Here is an 18,038-nt window from a genome sequence, read left to right as displayed (position 1 = left end):
TCGGTACGACAGGAACGTATCAGGAGGCCAGGCTGGTCCGTAAGCTCTGGATGGCAACCGTAATCGGAACGGGTTTCCAATGAGTAGCCCAGGCTCCCGTTGTCATTTTTTCCTCAACCTTTTCCCACAGGGAGCCAAAGAAACAATTTTGCCTGAGTTCCGCGGCCAGCCAGTCGAAATCGATCAGTAGTTCGCTGGCGATACGTTGCAGTAAGTGGATTTGAACCGGCTGCTTTCGCTGCTGCCAGCATATCCGAAGCTGCTGGCGGTTACGAAGTTGCGTAATGACCGCTTCTGCCGGTTGGGCCAACTGACATTGATTGGTTTCGGTCATGGCCGACCAGTATCGGAGCTGTTCCGAAAAGCCAACGGCCACCCGACCCTGCGTTCGCGTAGAGGTATAGACTTTAACGAGGGGGCTTTTCCGAACCTTGGCATCCATTCGAAGTAACGCCCGATAAAACGCTTCGTCCTCCAGAAATGGTGTTTCGGGAAGTCGGCCCACCCGGTCATACATTTGGCAAGTCACGGCAATGCTGGCGCCGAAGTGCTGAAAATGCCGGGGCCAGGGATCGTGTATACAAGGGTCGAATTGGGCTTCAGCTTTGGCAACCAAAGATCGGTACATTACATCGCGCAGGTGATACAGACGAACCTGACTCTGATCGGGGCGGGTTAAAATTCGTCCGCCAACGGCATCGTTGCCATTCGCAATCTCGGTCATGATACTCTGAATCCAGTGCCGGTCGACAATCGTGTCTCCATCGGTCGAAGCAATGATACCGTTCGGATGACCACTCCCGGTTAGCCGCCGGTACGCTTCATCCATCAGCAGCCGCCTAACCGTACCGATATTTGCTTTGTCGGGTGGTAAATGAATCTGAGCAATGTGAAGGGGAAATGTTGGATATCGATGCTGGTACCGATGCGCCACCTCGTATGAATTATCGGTGCAGTTATTGGCCAGTAAAAGGACTTCGTAAAGGGCTGGATTGATAGGTAAGTCGTTGCTGTTAAATTGATTACGCAACGAATCCAGCGTGTCGGTTAAATGATACGCTTCATTTCGTGCCGGCACAATTACAGATAGTTGCAGGGTTGATGAAGGCGCTGTTTGGTTAAACAAAAACTGGTTGCCAGCGGTGTCATTAGTCTCCGTGATATAAGCTTGCATAGAACTGCTCGTGGGTCCGTATGCGAAAATTTTGTGCGGACACGTCGTAGTTTTTAACCATCTGTACGCCGGATTGTTGGCGGCCGCACCGGAAGTTATTGGCAGAAATTGATCAGGCTATTTTACGGCTTCGGGACTGCCGCTGCCATTTCCTGAAACCAGTTACGCAAAGGGCCGCTGCCAATATGCCGACGCCAGTGCCGGCGAGTACATCGAGCGGATAGTGAGCGGCCACGTAGATCCGGCTGTAAGACACCACGGCGGCCCACAAAAAGCCCCACCGCAGCCAGCGGTGTTCGATTCCCAGCATCAGCCAAAGGCTGGCTGCGAGGGCAAACGTAGTCGATGCGTGCGAGGAACAGAAACCATACTGACCGCCACATTCAAGCACCGGATGAATTAGTTTTTGAAGGGAAAGTTCATGGCAGGGCCGCAGCCGGTGGGCGAGGGGCTTGATGATTGAAGACGCCACCTGATCGGCCAGGGCTACCGACAGGATAATGGTTAAAATGAACCCGATGGCCTGTTGGCGATACCGATAAATCAGCCAGCCGATCAGGAGCGCATAAAATGGAATCCAGCTGTTTCGCTCCGTGATCCAGATCATGATCGGGTCCAGCCAGGGCAGGTAGCGACCATTGAGCCAAAGAAAAAACCGGATGTCCAGTTGATTAAGTGCGTCGATCATGAATTACAGAACCAGAAACTGACTTAGGTAGTTGCGGGCCGTCAGGATGGCGGTTTTCACATCCTCCGCTTGGCTTTCGTAGGCTTTGTCTTCCACCTCAATACAGACCGGTCCGCGGTAACGAACGTCGGTCAGGGCGGCAAAAAAGTCACGCCAGCGAACATCGCCCAGGCCGGGCAGTTTGGGTGAGTGGTATTCCAGTGGGTTGGCCATAATGCCTACCCGGTTCAATTTATCACGGTACAGTTTTACATCTTTCAGGTGGATGTGGTGCAGGCGGTCGCGATAATCGTAAATAGGTTTCACTTCATCCATCATCTGCCAGATCAGGTGGCTCGGGTCGTAGTTGAGGCCCAGCGCCCGGGAGGGGATAATCTCAAACATACGATCCCAGACGGCAGGCGTGGTAGCGAGATTTTTGCCGCCCGGCCATTCATCGTCCGTGAACCACATGGGGCAGTTTTCAATGCCTATTTTTACGTTACAGGCTTCCGCTTCCTTTACGATGGCTGGCCAGTGCTCGGCGTATAGTTTAAGGTTATCCGTAATGCTCAGCGATGGATTTCGACCAATGAATGTGTTGACCACCGGAACACCCAGCCGGGCAGCTGCCCGAATGATCTTCTTAATATGTTCGCGGTAAAATTCGGCCTGTTCCGGGTTGGGGTCGAGCGGATTGGGGTAATACCCCAGACCTGAAATCGACACCCGATAGAGTCGGGTCAGGTTATGGATCTGATCGACATGCAGATTGTCGACATCAATGTGCGTTACCCCGGCATACCGACGTGCATCGGCATTTCCCGACGGCCAGCACATCAATTCAACACACTTAAATTGATGCTCTGAGGCAAATTTTAACACGCTGTTGAGATCATAGTCGGCCAGAATAGCCGAAACAAAGCCAAGGTTAAGCATGGAATACTGTAGGTTTATGGTACTGACCGGTTTATCGGGAAATGGCGGGCTAAGTTAATCGATTGTTACGGGACAGGCTAAAAAACCTACTAAATAACAACGGTTACTATACATAGATATGCCGTTCAATTAGTTGACTATGATTGGATTAACTGAATAGTTATATCTTTGGAACCCCACCTGAAACTGGTTTCTGCCATGCATATTAATATATCCACGCTGCTCGATGTGGCCATTGGGCTCATTTTCATCTTTTTTGTTTTCAGCGTTTTTGTTTCGGGCATTGTCGAACTGATCAACAGCCTGATCGAGCAACGGGCGCGTATGCTTCGAATCGCGCTGGACAAATTACTGGGCACCGTTCTGAATGATGAGTTTTTTGATCATCAGCTCACAAAAATCAAGGAACAGCGGTTTGCCGGATTTAGGAAGCCCATCAACTATCTCTCGGCCGAGTCGTTTTCAACGGTGCTGATTGACTTATTAACCCGCTCGGCCGGGCCGTTGCCGCCGGGACTCAAGCCCACAGAAGCGACGTTTGCCAAGATCAGGCAACTCAGCAGCCAACCCAGTGCAGAAAAGTTCAAGACCGTCATTGACTTAATTGAACCCCTACTGGCCAAGTCCGACAACTTTCAGATGTTTAAATCGGAGTTGGAGAAATGGTATAACGGCTACATGGAGCAAGTTTCGGGCTGGTTTAAGCGTTACGCACAGGGTGTGGTGTGGGGTGTTTCCATTGCCGTAACCCTCGTGCTGAATGTCGATACCATTCACCTCACTAATCAGCTCTTTAACGACAACGGCCTGCGCGATCGATTGGTCGATGCCGCCGTAAAAACGACGGTCGATGGAGGAGCTTCCTTCAAACAAGATACAGCTTTTGTCAGTCAGCTGGCCCGGTACGACTCCAGCCTCGTTACAATAGATTCTCGCGACAGCAGGAAGATCCAGATTAAATCTTCGCTCACCGGAGCCGATAGCCTTGTGGTACAGGCAGTTTATGTCGATTTCGTGAAAAGCCGGGTAGCCGATCTAAAGTTACCGGTTGGCTGGGTATTGACCGGTAAACAAGGCCCCTGGTTACCGGGACAGGATCATGTCATTGCGTTTTTAGGCTGGCTGCTGACCGCTGCCGCGCTCTCGTTTGGCGCCCCATTCTGGTTCGATCTGTTGCTTAAACTGGTCAATATCCGCAATACGGCTCGTCGTCCGCCCGGAAATGCCGGTCCGGGTAAGTAGTATTTTGGATAGACTATAACAAAAAGAGGTGCCCACTGGGCACCTCTTTTTCAGGACAATTTTATACACTCAAGCAATAAAATCAGGGCGTTACCAGGCCGGTTCGCACGGCCCATAGTGCCAGACCAACCCTACTTTTTACACTGAATCGTTCGAAAAGCGTTTCACGATACCCATCCACTGTACGTGGACTGACGCACATTTGGTCGGCAATTTGAACGTACGTTAATTCGGAGCACGCCAGTTGTAGAAAATGACGTTCGCGTGGATTCAGCTTAACTGAATTCAGATTGTAGGGAGGACGTTGATCAGTCATGATTCAGGATATGGAGAGTTGGGTGTTCACTTCGGTAGATTACGGTGAAAATAAACAGAGCCCGCGCTTTTTACCAAATCATCTGTGTTAACGGTTGTTTTCTGGCTTTCAGTTAGTTAAAACCTAGTTTTTCACGTACTCGCGCAATTGTCTGACCCGCTACAACCCTCGCTTTGGCTTCGCCCGCCTGAAGTTCGGCTTCGAGGGCATCGTTGTTGGTCATGTAAAAAGTGAACCGCTCACGCTCTTCGGCAAACTGCTCCAGAATGAGCTCGTAAAATGCTTTTTTCGCCATCCCGTACCCATAATTCCCTCCTTCGTACAGACTGCGCATCTCGGCAATTTTTGCGTCCGGAGCCAGTAACGAATACAACTGAAAGGTAATGTCGGTATCGGGGTCTTTAGGGTCTTCGAGTGGTGTCGAGTCCGACTTAATTTTCTTGACCACTTTCCATAGCTCGTTTTCCGGCAGGAAAATGTCGATGTAATTGTTGTACGACTTACTCATTTTGGCCCCATCGATACCCGGAATCGTCATGAGCCGGTCATCGATACGCGCTTCGGGCAGGACAAACACCTCTTCGTCGTATTGTCTGTTGAACGCACTGGCAATGTCGCGGGTCATTTCAATGTGTTGCCGCTGGTCTTTGCCGACGGGGATGATCTCGGCGTCGTAAAGCAGAATATCGGCGGCCTGCAAAACGGGGTAAACGAACAGTCCCGTATTGACCGGACCAGCGGACCGATCCGATTTTTCCTTGAACGATGTAGCGTTGTTCAGCATCGGAACGGGGGTAAAGCAGCTCAGGTGCCACGCCAGTTCTGTATGCTCGGCCACCCGCGACTGCCGCCAGAATGTGTTCTTGGCGGTGTCCAGTCCAAAGGCCAGCCAGGTAGCCGCCACGGCTCGCGTAAACTCCCGACGCGTAGGGCCGTCTTTAATGGTCGTGAGCGAATGAAGATCCGCAATGAATAAAAATGACTCATTGTCAGCCTCTTTGGACAAGTCGATGGCGGGCTTAATGGCCCCCAGAATGTTCCCTAAATGCGGTCGACCGCTGCTCTGAATACCTGTTAAAATTCGTGACATGTTTTTTTATAGGAGTGAGGAGTGAGGAGCCAGGAGTGAGGAGGGCTGACGCGTGTTTTTTGCTGACGCGTCAGCCCTCCTCACTCCTGGCTCCTCACTCCTGATACTTACTTCTTACTTCCCTTGTGCTTCAACAACCGCAATGGCGACCATGTTGACAATTTCGCGCTCCGAGGAGCCCAACTGCAACACATAAACCGGCTTGCGGATGCCGAGCAGAATAGGCCCGATAGCATCGAACCCGGCCGCTTCACTCATTAGGTTGTAGGCGATGTTGGCCGCCGACAGGTTCGGGAAAATGAGTGTATTGGCCCCTTCACCAACCAGCTTGCTAAATGGGTGGTTTTGCTGAAGCAGCTCGGTATTGAAGGCTAAGTGGGCCTGAATTTCCCCATCAACGACCAGATCGGGGTGTTTGCGTTGTAAAATCTCGACAGCCCGATTCATCTTCTCCGCGTCTTCGCCTTTGGCACTGCCAAAGTTCGAGTAAGTGACCAGCGCAATCCGGGGCTTTATGTTAAATCGCTCAACCGTTTGAGCGGTCAGTTCAGTAATTTCAACGATCTCTTCCGCTGTGGGGTTGAAGTTGACGGTGGTATCGGAGAAGAACAACGGACCGCGTTTGGTGAGCAGAATGTACATACCCGCTACACGTTTCACCCCCGGCTCTTTGCCGATAATCTGGAGGGCTGGCCGGATGGTTTCGGGATACGAACCCGTCAAACCCGAAATCAGGGCATCGGCTTCCCCGGTTTCGACCATCATGGCCCCAAAATAATTGCGGTAATACATCATCTTCCGCGATTCGGTCGGGTTGACACCCTTGCGTTTTCGCTTGTCGAAATACGCGTTCGCGAACTTCTCGATCAGCCCTGCCTGCTCAGGCGCACGGGGATCGAGAATCGGGATGTGTCCCAAGTCGAGGCTGTTTTCCTGAATGAGCCGCTCAATTTTGGCGCGTTCGCCCAGCAAAATCGGGAGAGCAATGCCTTCGTCCCGTACCTGCTGAGCCGCTTTCAGCACTTTCAGGTTTTCGGCATCGGCAAAAACAACCCGTTTAGGGTTCGCTTTGGCTTTCGTCAGAATAACCCGCGAAATTTGGTTATCCTGTCCAAGTCGGCGGGCGAGCTGGTGTTCGTAGGCTTCCCAATCCGTAATGGGCGACCGCGCCACCCCCGACTCGATGGCGGCTTTCGCCACTGCCGGAGCCACGGTAGAGAGCAGCCGTGGGTCAACAGGTTTTGGCAGGATATACGTCCGGCCAAAGACCATGTTCGACTCACCATAAGCCAGGTTGACCAGATCAGGTACGGGCTTTTTGGCTAACTCGGCCAGCGCGTAGGTAGCGGCCAACTTCATGGCTTCGTTGATTTCTGTAGCCCGAACGTCCAGCGCTCCCCGGAAAATGTACGGAAAACCGAGCACGTTATTCACCTGATTGGGGTAATCGGATCGGCCTGTGGCCATGATAATGTCGGGGCGGGCGGCCATGGCATCATCGTAACTGATTTCCGGATTCGGATTGGCCATGGCAAACACAACGGCGTCTTTAGCCATCAGGCGAATCATATCCTGACTGACGATATTTCCCTTCGACAAGCCCACAAACACGTCGGCTCCGGCAAAGGCGTCTTCCAGCGTTTTTATGTCGCGGCTGGTAGCAAACGGTTTCATGAGTTCGCTGAGGTCGGTGCGGTCGGTGCGAAGCGGGCCGTTCACATCGAACATCACCATGTTTTCGTGTTTGGCTCCCAGGGCAATGTACTGGCGGGCGCACGATATAGCGGCTGCCCCCGCGCCCAGGATGACGAATTTAGCCGTCTCGATCGGCTTATGAACCAGCTCAAGCGCGTTGAGCAACGCGGCACCACTCACAATGGCCGTGCCATGCTGGTCGTCATGCATGACCGGAATGTTCATCTCCCGTTTGAGTCGTTCTTCAATTTCGAAACATTCCGGTGCTTTGATATCTTCCAGGTTCACACCGCCAAAAGTCGGTTCCAGAATCTTGACCGTCCGCACAAACTCGTCGATATCAGTGGTGTTCAGCTCAAGGTCGAAAACGTCGATATCGGAATAAATCTTGAACAGCAGCCCTTTGCCTTCCATAACGGGTTTGCTGGCGTCCGGTCCAATATTACCCAGTCCTAAAACGGCCGTACCGTTGCTGATAACGGCCACCAGGTTCCCTTTGGCGGTGTACTTGAAGGCATCGTCGCGGTTAGCTTCAATGGCCAGACACGGTTCGGCAACGCCGGGAGAGTAGGCAAGTGAAAGGTCGCGCTGCGTGCTGTATTCTTTGGTGGGCACGACTTCAAGTTTTCCCGGCCGCCCTTTGGCGTGGTAGTCGAGGGCATCTTCGCGCCGTATTTTCTGATTCATACTGTTGATGACGAGGATTGTTGTCTCGCTGATTGGAGCGCGAAGGTACGTAAAAAGTGAGCCGGGTAGCGTATCAATCTGTTCGGATAACCTGGTGTCGGTCCACATAAACCCACCCCGTCCAACATATCAGCAGCAAAAAAACGAGCAGAATGGTGCGAAATAAAGGATTTGTCCGGGTTGGTTCAAGTGCGGGCTCTACCGCCCGAATCCGCGCGGTATGATCCTGGTAAATGCCATATACTGAAACCAGACCGTAATTGATGTATTTGTCGCCGATGGTCAGGGGCTCTGTGTGGGTGATCTTTTTGCGAAACTCACTCTCCGGAATCAGCAGCGTAATTGGCTGATTGACACGAATCACCTGTTTAAGCGGTTGCAGGGGTAGGGTGTAAGCTCTCCGACTGGCGTAAAAGCTTAACTCCGGCCATCGGCGCAGCCGAAAGTAAACCCCCTTGAAACTTCCTTTGGGGCGGTTTTCCGTGATTCGGTCAACTACATCAGTCACGGCAGTCAGCCTTGCCCTTGTATGGTCAACACGGTTATGGGCCAGATAGCCAAAAACGATATTGGCTATAATAAACATGGCCAGGCTGGACAAAAGCACGCGAAGTCGATTCCGTTCCGGTAGAGTCACCACTCTCCGGTAGGGGATCAACTCGCCAAATTGACAGAAGTGAGCCTTTATACGCTCATAGTCAGGAAACGCATTTGACTTAACGATAAAGAAATCATTTTTCAGATAGACCGTCAATACTAGAAACGAGTCTCCCCGACCAATTTCCTTCCGTTCATTATACGCTAGACAATCGCTGTAGTGAAACTGACGGGATTTTTGAGCTAGTTTCCGAATATGGAAGCCCTGGTCGGTGAGGGTTATTGCCGTAGTCAGACGCCAACATTCGGTTAGATAGGGTATCCATATAAACGCGCAGGCAGCCCCATAAAAAGGGGCGAAACTAAGGTCAGGGTAAGGCTGCCCGGCCAGAGCAATAAAAAGGGGCAAAACAATCGTTGCCGCCACAATCATAAAAAGGCCAAACAGTAGCCAATATATAATACGCCTGCTTATTCGAAACGTCTCTTCCTGTTGGGCTACCATAAAACGAATGTTGGAGGTATGCGCTTAACTCCCGATGACGGCAATGGTTAACCGACTTACGCAGACAAGCTTGTTTTGTTCATCCGTAATGCGAATGTCCCAAACGTGGGTGGTACGGCCTACGTGAATGGGTGTACAGCGGCCGTAAACCCAGCCATCGCGCACCGAGCGGATGTGGTTGGCATTGATTTCCAGACCCACCGCCCGTTGTTTGGTGGGATCGTCCAGCATCAGGTAAGACGCTACGCTACCCAGCGTTTCGGCTAGCACAACGGAGGCTCCTCCGTGCAAAATGCCAAACGGCTGGTGGGTACGCTTGTCGACGGGCATCCGGGCTAGTAGATACCCTTCGCCGGCTTCTGTAAACTCAATGCCTAAATGTGTGCCAATAGAATCGGTATGGATAAAATCAAGCGCAGTTAAGTCTACGTCAGCTTTCATAAAGAGCGTGTTTTATGTAATTTTGCACTCAAATTTGGGAAAATTTGCCAATAGGCAAGGACACGGGCTTGATACAAAAAACAATTTATCTGATTCGCCATGGCGAAACCGACTACAACCGGCGGGGCGTTGTACAGGGCAGTGGTGTAGACTCAGACCTCAACGATATGGGACGGGCGCAGGCGCAGGCATTCTTTCACGCCTATCAGCATGTACCTTTCAACAAGATTTACATCTCAGGTCTGAAGCGGACTTTCCAAACCGCTGAGCCCTTCATTGAGCTAGGGTTACCGTTCGAAAAATTGACGGGCCTCAACGAGATCAGCTGGGGTGTAATGGAGGGAAAAGCCCCGGGAAATCTGGATAACGAATATTACCGGAATCTGATCGAAGCTTGGGAGTCGGGAAAAACCAATCAGACGACCGATGGTGGGGAGAGCCCTGAACAGGTTGCCGACCGGCAGAAAGTGGCCATTGACATCATCCTTTCCCACCCCGATGAGTCAATTATTCTGGTGGCCATGCACGGTCGGGCTATGCGTATTCTGCTTTGCTGGCTAACTAACCAGCCGCTGTCGACAATGGACCAGTTTGAGCACAGCAATCTGTGTCTGTACAAACTACAGTACAGCTATGAAACGGAAACCTTTACCATCGAACTGGCGAACGACACAGCCCACTTATTGTCGCTGGCCCTCGCGTGATTTCATACGATTCAAAGAAAAGCGGTGACGAAAGTCCCGCTTTTTCGTTTCTCCGCCAGATGGCCCGGCCTTCCTCCTTTTACTCCACTGGTGTAGTATGTAACGGCCATCCGACGCCTTATTCAGTATATTCGCTTTTTGACCGGCAGCGCCATAGGAAACAGGTATGTCTAAACAGAAAATATATTGGTTTTGTCAGTTATTTGGGTGGTCGCTCCTCATTCTGGTGGAGTATATTGCCTACCTGCTGGAAGATGGCTTTGACCCGGACACGCTCTATTTAGCCATTGCCAATATATTTTTGGGTATTACTCTGACTCACCTCTACCGGCTTATGATTCGGCGGTGGAACTGGGTACGGCTGCCCTTTTTTCGCTTAGCTCCGCGTGTGCTGTTATCTGTTTTTGTACTGGCATTGATTATGACCATGGTAAACCTGCCCATGGATCGACTGATTGTGCCGCAGCATCTGATCGATGAACCCTGGCCCGTATTTGGGTACATTATGACCTTTGGTAAAACGATGCTTGCCTGGGTATTGAGCTATACGGCCTATCATTATGTGGAAGAGAACCGCAACGCCGAAATTGAAAAGATCCTTTTAAAAACCAGTATTCGCGAAACAGAAGCTAAAGTATTACGGTCGCAGCTGAACCCTCATTTCGTGTTCAATGCCCTGAACAGCATTCGGGCCCTGGTGTTCGAAAATCCGGCTAAAGCGCAGCAGAGTATCACCCAACTTTCGAATCTGCTCCGTAATTCGCTCCTCGCCGACCGGCGGAAAACCGTTGAGCTGCGCGAAGAAATAAAAACCGTCGAGGACTATCTGGCCCTCGAAAAGGTACGGTATGAAGATCGGCTGACATCACATATTGAACTCGACGGGCGGACGTTGTTTTGGCAGGTACCGCCCATGATGCTGCAAACATTGGTTGAAAATGCTATTAAACATGGGGTATCAACGGCCATTCGGGGCGGATTTATTGAGGTTCGCTCAAACCTGGTTGCCGATAAACTCCACATCATCATTCGCAATACAGGTGTGCTGGGCGATAAGAGCGCTTCGGGCGGATTTGGGCTGGCCAATACCGCCCAACGTCTGGAGTTACTGTACGGCCCCGATGCCCGGTTTCAAATTTTCCAGGAAGAAGAATCCTCAGAAAGCGGCCCGATTGTCTGTGCCGAAATAACTATTCCGGCCCAGTCTGAAAGTATATTCCGCCGAAAAGAGGCTGCCGTAAAGAGTCTGGACTAATACGATATCGGTAAATCTGCTCCCTTCGACCTGTTGTTGCTCCTGAATTCAAAAGCTAAAAAAACGAATGAAGACGCTTATTATTGACGATGAACGCCTGGCTCGCAACGAACTACGCCGGCTGCTTGAAAATTTCCCAAAAGTTCAGATTATCGGTGAAGCCGCCAACGCGGACGAAGCACTGCCAATGATCGAAGAACTGGAGCCGGAACTCTTGTTCCTGGATATTCAGATGCCCGGCAAAAATGGGTTCGAGTTGTTGCAGTCCATTGAAGGCAAGACCCCCGAAGTTATTTTCACAACGGCCTTCGATGAGTATGCCATCAAAGCGTTTGAATATAACGCGCTCGACTACCTGCTTAAGCCCGTTGAATTGGCCCGGCTATCAGAAGCGATCCACCGGGTGGAAGAGGAACAGCATATTCCGGAAACTTCCGGTAGTGCTTCAATCGGAATTTCGACAAAGATATTGGGTGAGAATGACCAGGTCTTTGTAAAGGACGGCGAGAAATGCTGGTTCGTTAAACTGGGTAAAGTTCGCTTGTTTGAGTCGATGGGCAATTATGTCCGGTTGTATTTCGATGACCAAAAGCCACTCGTGCTCAAGTCATTGAATGCACTTGAAGACCGGCTGAACCCGGCCACATTTTTCCGGGCCAATCGCAAACACATTATCAATCTGCAATGGATTGAAAAAATAGAACCCTGGTTCAGTGGTGGGTTGCTGGTAACCCTTAGAGGTGGTGATAAAATTGAAATTAGCCGGCGTCAGGCTATTCGATTTAAAGATTTGTTAAGTTTGTAGTCTATGGCACGTAGGTTGCCGGAATCAATAAATCAGCAACTTACGTGTAGTTCTACTACAACGTTCACATGAAGTACTTTCTGGCCCTGTTTTTCGGCGGCTCAATTACACTACTCTCCGCTTGTCATTCCAGGAATTCGGAGCTGCCAGTATTCAATAAACAACAATTTACATTTGCCGGAGAGAACCGATGCGACACCGCTAAAAACAGTGGTGTCGATGTTGGCGTTTCCTATATTCTTCTGAAAGATGACTCAGACGGTGCCCGGAAGATCAATGACAGTCTGCGTCGATTGGCCGTGAGCAGCATAACCGGCTGGCTCGACAGTGCCACAATTGCCAGTAATCCTCAGGCGCAGACAGACCTTGCCAAAGCGGCCGCCCTCTTTGCTGCCGATTACGAAACCGTTCGCAAAGACATGGGCAGTTTAGGCGGGTGCTGGGAAGTGAAAACCGATGCCGATACGCTTCACGTTGGTCAAAAAGCATTGACCGTCAAGTTTGAAACGTTTGCGTATACAGGTGGTGCCCATCCAAACACAAACCTGTCATTGTATAATTTTGACCGCGAAACCGGTCGGTTGCTGACGCTGTCCGACTTGGTGTCCGACACAACAGCTTTGTTGGCTGTCGTGGAAAAGGCCTTCCGTAAACAGCAGGCGGTGTCTCCGCTGAATAACCTTGAAGAGCAGGGCTACTTTTTACGTGATGGTCATTTTTTTCTCCCGGCTAACGTGGGAATGAGCAGCACAGGGATGCTATTCTACTACAACCCTTACGAAATTGCGGCCTACGCCGTTGGCCCCATTCGGGTAACCATTCCCTACGAGCAGCTCAATGGAATACTGCGCGAGGACTGGCTTTAATCTACACGCACATGACACTCGATCAATTCACCGCAACCCTTACACAAACAGCCCCCCCAGCCGGCCTAAACCCCATCTTGAAAGGGCTCTGGTTTGATGCAAAAGAACAATGGGAGGAAGCTCACAACATTGCACAAAGCCGGGAGGGAGAGCCTCCGTACGACCGGCTCCACGCGTATTTACACCGCAAAGAAGGGGATCGTTTTAACGCGAACTACTGGTATCGGCGGGCAAAAACGTCGTTCTTCGAGGGGTCACTTGAGGAAGAGTGGCGTGTTTTAGTTCAGCAGCAGCTCTGAATAGAGGATAAAAAAAGGCCGCATTCTTGCGAATGCGACCTGCGTCTGTCGATGAATAGGTAATATTTTATTAAGCCATTTCCTCCTCGGTCAGCATGGTGCTCACTTCGGTAAGGGGTAGGTTAAATGCTTCGGCAACGCCTTTATAAACTATTTTGCCATCCACCACATTCAAACCCATCTTAAGATCGGCATTGTCGCGGCACGCTTTCTGCCAGCCTTTGTTGGCGAGTTGCAGGGCGTAAGGGAGGGTAGCGTTTGTTAAGGCAAGGGTGCTGGTATAGGGCACGGCACCCGGCATATTGGCGACGCAGTAGTGTACAACACCGTCAATAATAAAGGTTGGATTTTCGTGAGTCGTTGGGTGGCAGGTTTCGATGCAACCGCCCTGGTCAACGGCTACGTCTACCAATACCGTACCGGGACGCATCTGCTTCAGCATCTCACGGGTAATCAGGTGAGGAGCTTTTGCACCCGGAATAAGAACGGCACCAACAATCAGGTCACAGACTTTAATCATCTCCCGAATGTTGTATTCGTTCGACATCATGGTCTGCACGTTGGGCGGCATAATGTCCGACAGGTAACGTAAACGAGCCAGGCTAACATCCATGATGGTAACATGGGCGCCCAGTCCGGCTGCCATTTTAGCCGCCTGTGTACCAACGATGCCACCACCCAGGATAAGCACGTTCGCCGGTTTCACGCCAGGAACGCCCCCCAGCAGAATGCCACGGCCTTTCAATGGTTTTTCGAGGTATTTAGCCCCCTCCTGAATCGCCATGCGCCCCGCTACTTCCGACATGGGAACCAGTAAAGGCAAGCTGCGGTCAGGACGCTCAACGGTTTCGTACGCCAGGCAAACCGCTCCTTTGGCGAGCATGGCCTGTGTCAGTTCTTCCGAAGATGCGAAGTGGAAATAGGTGAAGAGCAACTGGTCCTGCTTGATGAGATCGTACTCAGACGCAATTGGTTCTTTAACCTTCATGATCATTTCGGCAATGCCATACACCTCTTCAATTGTAGGCAGCATGACAGCGCCGGCGGCAATGTACTCTTCGTCTTCAAAACCACTGCCCTCACCCGCATTTACCTGGACATATACGGTATGGCCAGCTTTGCGGAGTTCGGTTACACCGGCGGGAGTCAGTGCAACGCGGTTTTCGTTATTCTTAATTTCTTTGGGAACACCAATAACCATAACGTATACGTGCGTTGGAAAAGTGATTCAGTTGCGTAGTACAAAGGTAAAATTGATGCACTAGTTTTCTATTAGAAAGTTTATTTTTAGGAAAAATTGCTAATAGATGGCAATCTGTAAGGAAATAAATCTATAAATACCTTTATTTGCGAATGTAAGCCGTAAAAATGCCTTTATGGAGAATTTGGATAAAACCGATCGTAAAATACTTACGTTGCTTCAGCAGAATGCCCGATTAACGATACAGGAGATCGGGCAGCAGATCAATCTGTCGAAAACACCCGTTCATGAACGCATCAAACGACTCGAACGGGAGGGTATCATTGAGCGGTACGTAACGATACTCAACAAAAAGAAACTGGGGAATTTACTGATGGTATACTGTCAGGTGACCCTCGACCGACAAACCCGCGATGCTTTCGCCGACTTTGAAGGGGCTATACGTTTGCTGCCCGATGTACTGGAATGCAACCGGGTATCGGGAACATTCGATTACCTGCTCAAGATTGTAAGCCGCGATATGGAGACGTACAACTATTTCTATCAGGAGCAGCTATCGGTCATTCCCGGTACGCTGCACATCAGCAGCTTTTTTGTTATGGCCGATGTTAAAAGTTCAACCATCGTTCCGCTCGAGTAAAAAAGGCTCTCCTGTATGGGAGAGCCTTTTTTACTGAACCTTGGAAAGTAAAGAGATAATGAAAAATGTAAAATGGACAATTACTACTCATAGCTTGACTTCCACGCTTCATTTCTCATTATCCATTAGTTAATAAGCTTTGGCATCGTGGGCCATTTCTTCGGCCTGCTGAGCAGCTTCATGACCAACCTGCGTGTTTGCCTGGCCATGCGGTTGCTGGCCTGTGCCATTGGCCACTTTTTGCAGACCTTCCTTCACCCGTCGACCATACTCTTCGTCGCACTGACTGAACAGTTCGACCATCTTATCCTGCACATTTTGCTGAGCGCCCGATAGGTTATCCACCAGGTTGTTGATCAGGTCATCGCGTTCCCAGTCTTCAAACGTACGATAGCGATCGCCGGCTTGTTTGAAATTATTGGTCCGGTCGATCGGCTGACGCATCAGGTTTCCTGAAATGAAAGGCTTATTGTCCGGATATGTCCGGGGCGCTTCTTTCAGGCCGTTCATGGACGACGGCTCGTAATTGACATGCTTATTCTGCCCCGGTGCGGTGTCAACGCGGTATTGCATCTGACCGTCGCGCTGGTTTGTCGCCACATGTTTTTTCGGCGCATTGATGGGTAGTTGCAGGTAATTGGTACCTACACGGTAACGCTGCGTATCCGAGTAAGAAAAGGTACGGCCCTGCAGCATTTTGTCATCGGAGAAATCCAGCCCATCGACCAGCACCCCCGTTCCAAAAGCAACCTGCTCTACCTCATGGAAATAGTTCTCCGGGTTTTTGTTGAGCGTCATCATACCCACTGGCAACCACGGGAACTGCTCCGGCGGCCACAGCTTTGTATCGTCGAGGGGATCGAAATCGAGTTCAGGATGCTCATCATCGCTCATGATCTGAACCAGGAGCTCCCACTGGGGAAAGTTTCCGGCCTCGATGGCGTCGTACAGATCCTGCGTGGCGTGGTTAAAGTTTTTTGACTGAATCTGCTCAGCTTCGGGCTGAGTCAGGTTCTTAATTCCTTGTTTGGGTTCCCAATGGTATTTGATCAGCACGGCTTCGCCCTGTTCATTTACCCATTTATACGTGTTGACGCCTGATCCCTGCATCTGGCGGTAATTGGCAGGAATACCCCAGGGTGAAAACAGGAATGTGAGCATGTGAACCGACTCGGGCGTATTGCTCATGAAGTCAAAAATGCGTCCGCCGTCCTGCCGGTTCGTTATTGGGTCCGGTTTCAAGGCGTGTACCATATCCGGGAACTTCATCGCGTCGCGAATGAAGAACACTTTAAGGTTGTTGCCCACCAGATCCCAGTTACCCTCTTCCGTGTAAAATTTCACGGCGAAACCACGAGGGTCGCGGAGTGTTTCGGGTGAGTGACCACCATGAATAACGGACGAGAAACGGACAAAAACCGGTGTTTGCTTTCCTTTTTCCTGGAATAGTTTGGCGCGGGTGTATTTCGAAACGGACTCGTCGCCAACGGTTCCGTAAGCTTCGAACACACCATGGGCGCCAGCGCCACGGGCGTGAACAACACGTTCCGGAATGCGCTCCCGGTCAAAATGACTGATTTTCTCGAGGAAAGGGTAGTTTTCCAGGGTGGTTGGCCCCCGGCTTCCCACCGTGCGGACATTCTGGTTGTTGGTGAGTGGATGACCCTGTCTGGTCGTTAAGGTCTGGTCTGTGGGCTGGTCTTGTGGCTGAAGTCCGGTAGCACCAAATTCTGGTCCGGGGCTATGCCCGTTCTGACCGTTTGCCTGTTCGGAAGACAGGTTCCCATTTTGGTTCGTTTCCATAACAACATATATATATTAACTCTATAGTTTAACGGTAAATGAAGTAAATGGTTTACCAAATACCCCCTAAATTAGAGTAGTATCGGGTTCAAATATGATTTATTGATCAATCACTCTTTTTGCTCTATTACAAACCTTTATGAAGGGCTATTTTCATTATTTATTGGGCTTCGCCAGCATCAGTATGGATGTTCAGGCGCAAAGCTGGCAACCTGTTACAACCCAGAACACCTGTTCTACCCGCCATGAGAACGCTGCTACGCTGATTGGCGACAGTCTGTATGCCGTGGGTGGACGGGGTATGAAACCACTCGAAGCACTCAACCTAAAAACGCTCGTCTGGCAAACACTACCTACGCCACCCGTTGAAATGAATCACTTTCAAGCCATTACATACCAGGGCGAGTTGTACGTAATGGGGGCTTTTCAGGGAAAATACCCGCACGAAACTCCATTGCCAAACATATACATTTACAGCCCTAAAACCGGAAAATGGCGCACTGGTCCCGAAATTCCGAAGGAGCGGCTGCGGGGCTCGGCAGGTGTGGTGGTCTACAAAGACAAAATATACATGGCCTGCGGTATCATCGACGGGCACTACGACGGACACGTAGCCTGGCTGGATGAATATAACCCGAAAACGAATACCTGGAAACGTCTTCCTGACGCTCCCCGCACCCGCGACCACATTACGGCCGCCATTGTAGGGGATAAATTATATCTGGCTGGTGGACGTAATTCGACGGCGCGGATCAACAAAGTGCTGGAAACAACCATTGCTGAGGTCGATGTGTACGATTTTAAAACGGGCCGTTGGGAAACGCTGCCCGCTACAGCTAACATCCCAACCCAGCGGGCAGGCGCAACGGCCGTGACGCTGGGCGGTAAAGTCTGGATCATTGGTGGTGAAACCGTACAACTGCTGGCTCATAACGAAGCCGAAGCACTCGACCCAAAAACAAACAAGTGGACCACCGGCCCGACCTTAAAACAGGGGCGTCATGGTACGCAGGCGGTCGTTTACAAAGATAAAATCTACATTGTCGCAGGATCGGCCAATCATGGTGGTGGCCCGGAATTAAACACCGTTGAAGCACTGAAATAATATAATT

At 50.7% G+C, this 18,038-nt stretch carries 18 protein-coding genes; 8 read left to right on the top strand and 10 right to left on the bottom strand.

Annotated features, from left to right (window positions below; translation table 11 throughout):
* Positions 1-19 precede the first annotated feature (19 nt).
* The 3 genes from ACYVJM_RS05910 to ACYVJM_RS05900 all read right to left on the bottom strand — a co-directional run bounded on the left by ACYVJM_RS05910 (position 20) and on the right by ACYVJM_RS05900 (position 2,780).
* A complete protein-coding gene (locus ACYVJM_RS05910; RefSeq protein WP_461147268.1) occupies positions 20-1,174 on the bottom strand; it encodes a glycosyltransferase family 2 protein in 1,155 nt (384 codons plus the stop codon).
* Between the two features lie 112 nt (positions 1,175-1,286).
* A complete protein-coding gene (locus ACYVJM_RS05905; RefSeq protein WP_461147267.1) occupies positions 1,287-1,862 on the bottom strand; it encodes a phosphatase PAP2 family protein in 576 nt (191 codons plus the stop codon).
* 3 nt (positions 1,863-1,865) lie between these two features.
* A complete protein-coding gene (locus ACYVJM_RS05900) occupies positions 1,866-2,780 on the bottom strand; it encodes a sugar phosphate isomerase/epimerase family protein (RefSeq protein ID WP_461147266.1) in 915 nt (304 codons plus the stop codon).
* A gap of 198 nt (positions 2,781-2,978) precedes the next feature.
* On the opposite strand from ACYVJM_RS05900, the gene ACYVJM_RS05895 reads away from it, so the two are divergent.
* Positions 2,979-4,022, top strand: coding sequence for a hypothetical protein (locus ACYVJM_RS05895; RefSeq protein WP_461147265.1), 1,044 nt, complete (start codon positions 2,979-2,981; stop codon positions 4,020-4,022).
* Positions 4,023-4,104: 82 nt separating this feature from the next.
* On the opposite strand, the gene ACYVJM_RS05890 is transcribed toward ACYVJM_RS05895, so the two are convergent.
* The 5 genes from ACYVJM_RS05890 to ACYVJM_RS05870 form a co-directional block, all read right to left on the bottom strand.
* Positions 4,105-4,338, bottom strand: coding sequence for a response regulator transcription factor (locus ACYVJM_RS05890; RefSeq protein WP_461147264.1), 234 nt, complete (start codon positions 4,336-4,338; stop codon positions 4,105-4,107).
* A gap of 112 nt (positions 4,339-4,450) precedes the next feature.
* On the bottom strand, positions 4,451-5,428 hold the full coding sequence (trpS, locus tag ACYVJM_RS05885) for a tryptophan--tRNA ligase (RefSeq protein ID WP_461147263.1): 978 nt from the start codon (positions 5,426-5,428) through the stop codon (positions 4,451-4,453).
* 114 nt (positions 5,429-5,542) lie between these two features.
* Positions 5,543-7,810: an NADP-dependent malic enzyme gene (locus ACYVJM_RS05880; RefSeq protein ID WP_461147262.1), complete on the bottom strand. Its 2,268-nt coding sequence runs from the start codon at positions 7,808-7,810 to the stop codon at positions 5,543-5,545.
* A 73-nt stretch (positions 7,811-7,883) separates the two neighbouring features.
* Entirely contained in the window at positions 7,884-8,912 is a 1,029-nt protein-coding gene (locus tag ACYVJM_RS05875; RefSeq protein WP_461147261.1) for a hypothetical protein, read from the bottom strand.
* A 24-nt stretch (positions 8,913-8,936) separates the two neighbouring features.
* Positions 8,937-9,353, bottom strand: coding sequence for a hotdog fold thioesterase (locus tag ACYVJM_RS05870; protein ID WP_461147260.1), 417 nt, complete (start codon positions 9,351-9,353; stop codon positions 8,937-8,939).
* A 68-nt stretch (positions 9,354-9,421) separates the two neighbouring features.
* Between ACYVJM_RS05870 and ACYVJM_RS05865 the strand changes: the two genes are divergently transcribed.
* The 5 genes from ACYVJM_RS05865 (at position 9,422) to ACYVJM_RS05845 (ending at position 13,282) form a co-directional block, all read left to right on the top strand.
* Positions 9,422-10,057 carry a histidine phosphatase family protein gene (locus ACYVJM_RS05865; RefSeq protein ID WP_461147259.1) on the top strand — a complete coding sequence of 212 codons (636 nt, stop codon included), beginning with the start codon at positions 9,422-9,424 and terminating at the stop codon, positions 10,055-10,057.
* A 166-nt stretch (positions 10,058-10,223) separates the two neighbouring features.
* On the top strand, positions 10,224-11,312 hold the full coding sequence (locus tag ACYVJM_RS05860; RefSeq protein WP_461147258.1) for a sensor histidine kinase: 1,089 nt from the start codon (positions 10,224-10,226) through the stop codon (positions 11,310-11,312).
* Between the two features lie 67 nt (positions 11,313-11,379).
* Positions 11,380-12,117: a LytR/AlgR family response regulator transcription factor gene (locus ACYVJM_RS05855; RefSeq protein WP_461147257.1), complete on the top strand. Its 738-nt coding sequence runs from the start codon at positions 11,380-11,382 to the stop codon at positions 12,115-12,117.
* Between the two features lie 68 nt (positions 12,118-12,185).
* The gene (locus tag ACYVJM_RS05850; RefSeq protein ID WP_461147256.1) at positions 12,186-12,983 is read left to right on the top strand and encodes a DUF3298 and DUF4163 domain-containing protein; all 798 of its coding nucleotides are present in this window, start codon (positions 12,186-12,188) and stop codon (positions 12,981-12,983) included.
* Positions 12,984-12,994: 11 nt separating this feature from the next.
* Positions 12,995-13,282, top strand: coding sequence for a hypothetical protein (locus tag ACYVJM_RS05845; RefSeq protein WP_461147255.1), 288 nt, complete (start codon positions 12,995-12,997; stop codon positions 13,280-13,282).
* 70 nt (positions 13,283-13,352) lie between these two features.
* On the opposite strand, the gene ald is transcribed toward ACYVJM_RS05845, so the two are convergent.
* Positions 13,353-14,483 (bottom strand): alanine dehydrogenase, encoded by a 1,131-nt coding sequence (ald, locus tag ACYVJM_RS05840; RefSeq protein ID WP_461147254.1) that lies wholly within the window; start codon positions 14,481-14,483, stop codon positions 13,353-13,355.
* 175 nt (positions 14,484-14,658) lie between these two features.
* Between ald and ACYVJM_RS05835 the strand changes: the two genes are divergently transcribed.
* On the top strand, positions 14,659-15,123 hold the full coding sequence (locus ACYVJM_RS05835) for an Lrp/AsnC family transcriptional regulator (RefSeq protein ID WP_461147253.1): 465 nt from the start codon (positions 14,659-14,661) through the stop codon (positions 15,121-15,123).
* 129 nt (positions 15,124-15,252) lie between these two features.
* Here ACYVJM_RS05835 and ACYVJM_RS05830 read toward each other — a convergent pair whose 3' ends face one another.
* Positions 15,253-16,926 (bottom strand): catalase, encoded by a 1,674-nt coding sequence (locus ACYVJM_RS05830; RefSeq protein WP_461147252.1) that lies wholly within the window; start codon positions 16,924-16,926, stop codon positions 15,253-15,255.
* A 139-nt stretch (positions 16,927-17,065) separates the two neighbouring features.
* Here ACYVJM_RS05830 and ACYVJM_RS05825 point away from each other — a divergent pair, with 139 nt between their 5' ends.
* Positions 17,066-18,031, top strand: coding sequence for a Kelch repeat-containing protein (locus tag ACYVJM_RS05825; protein ID WP_461147251.1), 966 nt, complete (start codon positions 17,066-17,068; stop codon positions 18,029-18,031).
* Positions 18,032-18,038: the final 7 nt, after the last annotated feature.

This window comes from Spirosoma pulveris, from assembly GCF_054781875.1.
Note: the sequence above shows the minus strand (reverse complement) of the source record. Positions and strands in the feature narration are given on the sequence as shown.